General features: G+C 58.0%; 6 protein-coding genes (1 of these 6 cut by a window edge). 4 read left to right on the top strand and 2 right to left on the bottom strand.

From position 1 onward, the window contains the following. Nucleotides 1-122: 122 nt before the first annotated feature. Nucleotides 123-374 carry a hypothetical protein gene (locus tag E5Z01_RS16905; protein ID WP_135230424.1) on the bottom strand — a complete coding sequence of 84 codons (252 nt, stop codon included), beginning with the start codon at nucleotides 372-374 and terminating at the stop codon, nucleotides 123-125. Nucleotides 375-568: 194 nt separating this feature from the next. Next, entirely contained in the window at nucleotides 569-970 is a 402-nt protein-coding gene (locus E5Z01_RS16900) for a four-helix bundle copper-binding protein (RefSeq protein WP_013616027.1), read from the bottom strand. Between the two features lie 192 nt (nucleotides 971-1162). On the opposite strand from E5Z01_RS16900, the gene E5Z01_RS16895 reads away from it, so the two are divergent. The 4 genes from E5Z01_RS16895 to E5Z01_RS16885 form a co-directional block, all read left to right on the top strand. Next, a complete protein-coding gene (locus tag E5Z01_RS16895; protein WP_114673709.1) occupies nucleotides 1163-1588 on the top strand; it encodes a rhodanese-like domain-containing protein in 426 nt (141 codons plus the stop codon). A gap of 116 nt (nucleotides 1589-1704) precedes the next feature. Next, nucleotides 1705-2340, top strand: coding sequence for a multicopper oxidase domain-containing protein (locus tag E5Z01_RS20090; RefSeq protein WP_240738518.1), 636 nt, complete (start codon nucleotides 1705-1707; stop codon nucleotides 2338-2340). 34 nt (nucleotides 2341-2374) lie between these two features. After that, on the top strand, nucleotides 2375-2779 hold the full coding sequence (locus E5Z01_RS20085; protein ID WP_240738517.1) for a multicopper oxidase domain-containing protein: 405 nt from the start codon (nucleotides 2375-2377) through the stop codon (nucleotides 2777-2779). 93 nt (nucleotides 2780-2872) lie between these two features. Further along, nucleotides 2873-3388, top strand: the 5' end (the start) of a protein-coding gene (locus E5Z01_RS16885; protein ID WP_051056502.1) for a peptidase C39 family protein. It continues 531 nt past the right edge of the window; the window shows 516 of its 1047 coding nt (coding positions 1-516); the start codon lies at nucleotides 2873-2875; its stop codon lies beyond the right edge, outside the window.

Here is a 3388-nt window from a genome sequence, read left to right as displayed (position 1 = left end):
CGCCTTGCCGCTTCCTTTTGACGTGAGGCTCTTCAAGTACTGCTCCTGCTCAGCACTCAGCACGACCGCATACTGAATTGGGCGTCCCATAGGCTAAGTATTATAATTTCTAGAACGCTGTACTAGGTCTGATTGCAATCTAGCCACAGTTCCAGAAAGCCGTTATGGAGGGTTTTCGCGGTCTTGTTAATGACTGTTTTTCCTGCTTGGATTTTCACCAGCACGCTACGCTGACGGAGGTCTTGAACAGTCCGCTCTGGCACCTGGACATGAAGTGCGTTGAGCGCGATGACAACGAACCTCTGTCTGGCAGGGAGTGCCACGGCTTTCTGGTTGCTGCCGGGAAACTTGAACACGACGGCTTCAGGGGACACGAAACTCTGCAAGCCGCCTGCATTGTGCCATTGGTTCGCCTTAACAAGTTGGGGGCAGGCCACTGAATTGCACGGGACTAGGAGCCGCTGTTTGGGCAGCAGACAGGGAGGCCAGCGTAAAGAGAAGCGTCACGGTCACTTTATTCATGACCATGACGCTAAGACGTTGATGTTCAGCGTGTGTAAAGCGGCACTCAGGCCAGGAGTTTCTGGCAGGCGGCTTCACAGCGGCGGCAGCATTCAGCACATATTTCGCAGTGCTTCATGCCCATCTTGGCGTGAGACTCGCATTCCTGGGCGCACGCCTGACACGCGGCCACGCACGCCTGCAACTGGGCGCGAATCACCGCTTCGTCACCCTGCCCCACGCGGCTCAGGACGCCTGCTGTGGCGGCGCACACGTCCGCGCACTGGCCGTTCAGCGTGATGCACTTCGTCAGGTGGGCCAGGTGTTCCGTTTCATTCAGGCAGGCGTCGGCGCAGATGGTGCAGCAACCAGTGCACTCCAGACAGGCACTGATGCATTCGGCCAGACTGCCGGAATCGAACTTACCGGGTTTCGGGTGGGTGCTGAGCATGGCAGAAATGGTGTTCATGGGTCTCTCCTTGAGCTTGAGGAACCCGGCTGTCCGGGCCGGATTCGCAGGGGTGGGAATGGACTGCCTACACCTTAGACCGCGAATTGTTCAGCTTCTGTAAAGTGACTGATTCTATGAAGGCTAGCTGAATGCCGTTACAGAGTGCAAAACCTTTACACAAGCTGAATATGGTCGGCGCAGGCTCTAGGCATGAACGCCAGAATCGCCCTGCTGACCGCCCTCCTCGCCTCTCCCGTGTTCGCTCAGCCTGTGACCAGTGCATCCAAATCTACTGGTATCAACCGTCAGATATTGCCCAAAGTGCTAAACACTCAACTGAGCAGGAAGAATTTTGTGCTCATCAACGTTCATGTTCCGTATGAGGGCGAGATTCCCGGAACTGATCTGCTCATTCCCTTCGATCAGATGGTCGGAAACCCCAAGCTGCCGACCAGTAAGGCGGCCCAGATCGTCGTGTACTGCCGCTCTGGCCGGATGAGTGAGATCGCCCTACAGACCCTGCTGAAAGCGGGTTACATCAACGTCAGGGAACTAACGGGCGGCATGAATGCATGGCAGTCCAGTGGATTCAATCTTCTTCAACGAACGAACCGCCTCCAAGGGGGACAGAAATGAAAGGATCAACGCTTTTTGGTGCGCTCCTCGTCACTGGTGTAACCGTAGGCATGTTTATCGCCGTGTGGAATGCTCCACCAGCCAACTCGCAGAGCATGTCAGAAATGAATCATTCTATGCCTGGCATGAACATGGGCGCGTCTCCTCAGAATGCTATTCCAGAGATCAGCGCCCTACCGGAATCACCGCTCAGCACGGTCACGCGCATGGGGAATCTGGTCATGCCCCCTGGCATGATCATGACCCCGGATCAGAGCATGGAAGCCATGCAGGACATGGCCGCCGTTGACCTCAGCAAAGTTACGTACACCGCTCCAGCCACCGCCAGAGGTGATCAGTCCCTGCAATCCAAACTGGTGAACGGCGTGAAGGTCTTCAACCTTGAAACCTCGCTGATCAAATGGAACATCCTGCCTAACGTGCAGGTGTCTGCCTACGCTGTCAATAAGCAGGTGCCGGGGCCGCGCATTCGCATCACTCAGGGCGACAGGGTGCGTTTCATCGTGAGGAACAGCCTGCCTGACCCCACAAGTATTCACTGGCACGGCCTGAGTGTCCCGAACAAGATGGACGGCTCAGCCGACGTGACCCAGAAGCCCATTCCCCCCGGTGGTTCATTCACCTACGAGTTCACCGTGAACCAGGCGGGCACGTTCTTCTACCACTCGCACGAGGCCGTGGATCGGCAGCAGGGGCTGGGACTGTACGGCGCACTGATCGTCGATCCGAAGCAACCCGACCCTGAAAGCTGACAAGGAGTACACCCTGCAACTTCAGGAATGGAAAGTGGCTCAGGGCTACACCTTCCCGGCCATGCCGATGGAAGGACTCTTCCCGAACCTCTTTACCATCAACGGTAAGGCGTACCCGTCCACCGAAACCATCAGGATGAAAGTCGGACAGACGGTGCGGCTGCGCTTCATCGGTTCGAACAACAACTTCATCCACCCCATGCACATTCACGGCGGGCCGTTCACGGTGGCCGCCATCGACGGAGAAACCCTTTCCCAGGCGGCGCGTTACAAGGCGGACACCATCAATGTCGGCCCTGGGCAGCGTTACGACGTGCTCTGGAAGGCCACCCAGAAGGGAACCTGGCTAATCCACTGCCACATTCCCCACCACATCACCAACAACAATGAAGAAGTCGCGGGAGGTGGTGGATTGACGATGGCGATTGTCGTGGAATAACACTCCGCCCTGCGTACCTGAAAGCCCCTGTTCCTGCGGGGGCTTTCTCCTGGCTTTACAGAAGCTGAATACACGCCAACTAGCGTGAAGCTGATGCTCAGACTTCTGCTCCCTGTGGCCCTGCTGGCTTTCAGTACCGCCGCCGCCGCGCCTTATGCCCAGCAAACGTCCTTCGGGCAACCCACGACCCTGCTGAAAAGCGTGCAGACCAGCGTGCCGCATACCTGGCAAGCGCTTCCTGTCCCTCAGCCGGGGCCAACCACGTCGCCAGAGGTCAACGTTGCGCCCTTCAATGAACTGGTGCCGAGCTGGAATGTCCTGGGTGGGGAGAACCGCCCCTTTACACTGGAAGTTCGGGTGCGCCAGCCGGACGGGCAGTGGAGCCGTTACTTCAGTTTCGGTTCCTGGCAGGCGGCCACGGGTCGCCGCAGTGCGCCGCGCCGCCCGGCGGCAGGCGGCTGGGTGGACACCGACACCTTGAAACTCCCTTACCGGGCCAGCGCCTTTCAATTCCGCTATCAGGCGGCAGCGAACCAGCAGATGAAACTGCTGTCCTTCAACACTTCGGATACGTCGCTGCGCTTCCAGCAGGCGGGAGGCAGGCCGCTC

Source organism: Deinococcus fonticola, assembly GCF_004634215.1.
GTDB lineage: Bacteria > Deinococcota > Deinococci > Deinococcales > Deinococcaceae > Deinococcus > Deinococcus fonticola.
Note: the sequence above shows the minus strand (reverse complement) of the source record. Positions and strands in the feature narration are given on the sequence as shown.